Below are 1,887 nucleotides of genomic sequence, written 5' to 3'. Positions count from 1 at the left end.
GACGAGGTCACCGGAGACGGTGTTGAGCTTGAGGTCGCTGCGGAGGCCCGTGATGAGCGCGCCGGCCGAGACGACGCCGAGCTTGAGGGCGACGTCGCGCGGGACGGTGATGCTCACGTCCGCCCTGGCGCTGCCGCGGAAGGAGGCGAAGACCTCGATGAAGTTGTCCCAGCGCAGCTGCGGGTGGTCGACCTCGAGGGTGTCTCCGTCGAGGGAGATGCGGAGGTCCTTGCCGCTGACGCTGTGCACCTCGACGCGGGTGAACGGTTCGTCGTGGCCGATGATGTCGACCTTGCCGCCGATCAGCCCGACCTTGAGCCGGTTGACGAGTTCGACGTCGATCACCCGGGTCTGCCCGGGGGCGACCAGCCATTTTTCGAGTGCCATTGTGTGCTCCTTCTGTGGGCGTCCGTTGCGGACGCCGAAACTTTTTCGCGTTATATCGCGTCTGGTGTGATTCACGATATATCGCGTTTCGGCGGTGCGCAACCCCCGAGCACCTTTCCGGTCGCGGGCGCGGGCGCGCGCGGGCGGGTGCGCGTCAGTAGAGGAAGATCGGCAGCCAGGCCGGGGTGTGTGCGTGCACGATCACGAGGAAGACGACGAGGTCGAAGAGCAGGTGCACGACGATGACGTAGCCGAGTGACCTGGTCAGCGCGAAGGTGAAGCCCTGCAGGAGTGCGAAGGGGAAGGTGATCAGCGGGCCCCAGCTGCGGTAGCCGAGTTCCCAGAGGAACGAGGTGAAGATCACCGCCTGGAGCAGGTTCGCGAGCCAGTCCGGGAAGTGCCGACGCAGCAGGGCGAACACGGTGCAGATGAAGAAGAGCTCGTCCCAGATTCCGACGAAACCGACGCCAACGAAGAGCCGCCCGATCTCGTCCGGCGCGGTGACGGTCGGCCAGTTGTGAAAGGCGCCGGAGCGGATGAAATAGGTCGGCAGAATCGCATAGCCGAGCGCGATCGCGACGACGAGGTACCCGAGCGCTGCGGATGTCCAGGGTCGCCCGGTGCGGATCGGGAACCGGATCGCCCGCTCGCGGTAGAGGTAGCGCGAGACCAGGTACGGCAGGAGTACCGCGAGCGTGAGCACGGCCCCCATCAGCGCCATGTTCGGGTAGTCGATGTTGGCCGCGAGCGAGATGGTGCTGATCAGGAGCAGGCCGAGGGCGATGAGGGCGAGGTCGCGGGCGAGCGGGCGGTCGATGACGAGGGCCGTCGCGAGGGCGAGTCCGAGAAGCAGGTAGCCCGCGGGGATCGAGACCGGCGTGTGCAGTCCGAAGAGCAGCACCGCGGACGCAGAGACCAGGGCCGCGGGCACGAGCCGGAGTGCCAGGCGCGCGCGGGGCCGCGCCGCGGCATCCGTTGCCTCGGTCGTGTCGTGCATGCCACATGGTACCGAATCGGATTCGGGAGCCCGCTTGACCTTGACGCAACGTCAAGAATTATCGTGGAGAACACAACGGACGGGGAGTGGACATGGACTGGTCGATCCAGGAGATCGCGCGGCTCGCGTCGACGACGAGCCGCACGCTGCGGCACTACGGTGACCTCGGGTTGCTCCCGCCGAGTCGGATCGGCGCCAACGGCTACCGCTACTACGACGCGGCGGCGCTCGTGCGCCTGCAGCGCATCCTGATGCTGCGCGCCCTCGGGCTCGGGCTGCCCGCCATTCGCGAGGTGCTCGACCACGAAACGGATGCCGCCCGCGCCCTCGGCGCGCACCTCGCCTGGCTGCGCGGCGAGCGTGACCGCCTCGATCGCCAGATCGGCTCGGTCGAGGACACCATCACCACCCTGAACAGAAAGGAACAACTCATGGCAGAGAACATGTTCGACGGATTCGATCCCACGGAACACAGGGAGGAGGTCGAACAGCGCTGGGGAGCC

At 67.0% G+C, this 1,887-nt stretch carries 2 protein-coding genes and 1 pseudogene; 1 reads left to right on the top strand and 2 read right to left on the bottom strand.

The window, feature by feature from the left end; translation table 11 throughout:
- Together QN345_RS18510 and QN345_RS18505 are read right to left on the bottom strand one after the other, a co-directional pair.
- Window positions 1-387, bottom strand: a pseudogene (locus QN345_RS18510) (hypothetical protein); the annotation flags it as partial.
- 154 nt (window positions 388-541) lie between these two features.
- Window positions 542-1,384 (bottom strand): CPBP family intramembrane glutamic endopeptidase, encoded by an 843-nt coding sequence (locus QN345_RS18505; RefSeq protein WP_322189159.1) that lies wholly within the window; start codon window positions 1,382-1,384, stop codon window positions 542-544.
- A gap of 92 nt (window positions 1,385-1,476) precedes the next feature.
- Here QN345_RS18505 and QN345_RS18500 point away from each other — a divergent pair.
- A partial coding sequence (locus tag QN345_RS18500) for a MerR family transcriptional regulator (protein WP_323509053.1) occupies window positions 1,477-1,887 on the top strand: 411 nt, incomplete at its 3' end.

The organism is Cryobacterium sp. 10I1 (assembly GCF_035019805.1).
In the GTDB taxonomy this organism is placed as follows: domain Bacteria; phylum Actinomycetota; class Actinomycetes; order Actinomycetales; family Microbacteriaceae; genus Cryobacterium; species Cryobacterium glucosi.
The sequence above is the reverse complement of the archived record's forward strand: the minus strand, read 5'-3'. Positions and strand labels throughout refer to the sequence as shown.

Bases quoted from the DNA above. Each gene is read 5' to 3' on its own strand.
- QN345_RS18505 (WP_322189159.1), bottom strand. From the start codon at position 1,384: ATGCACGACACGACCGAGGCAACGGATGCCGCGGCGCGGCCCCGCGCG.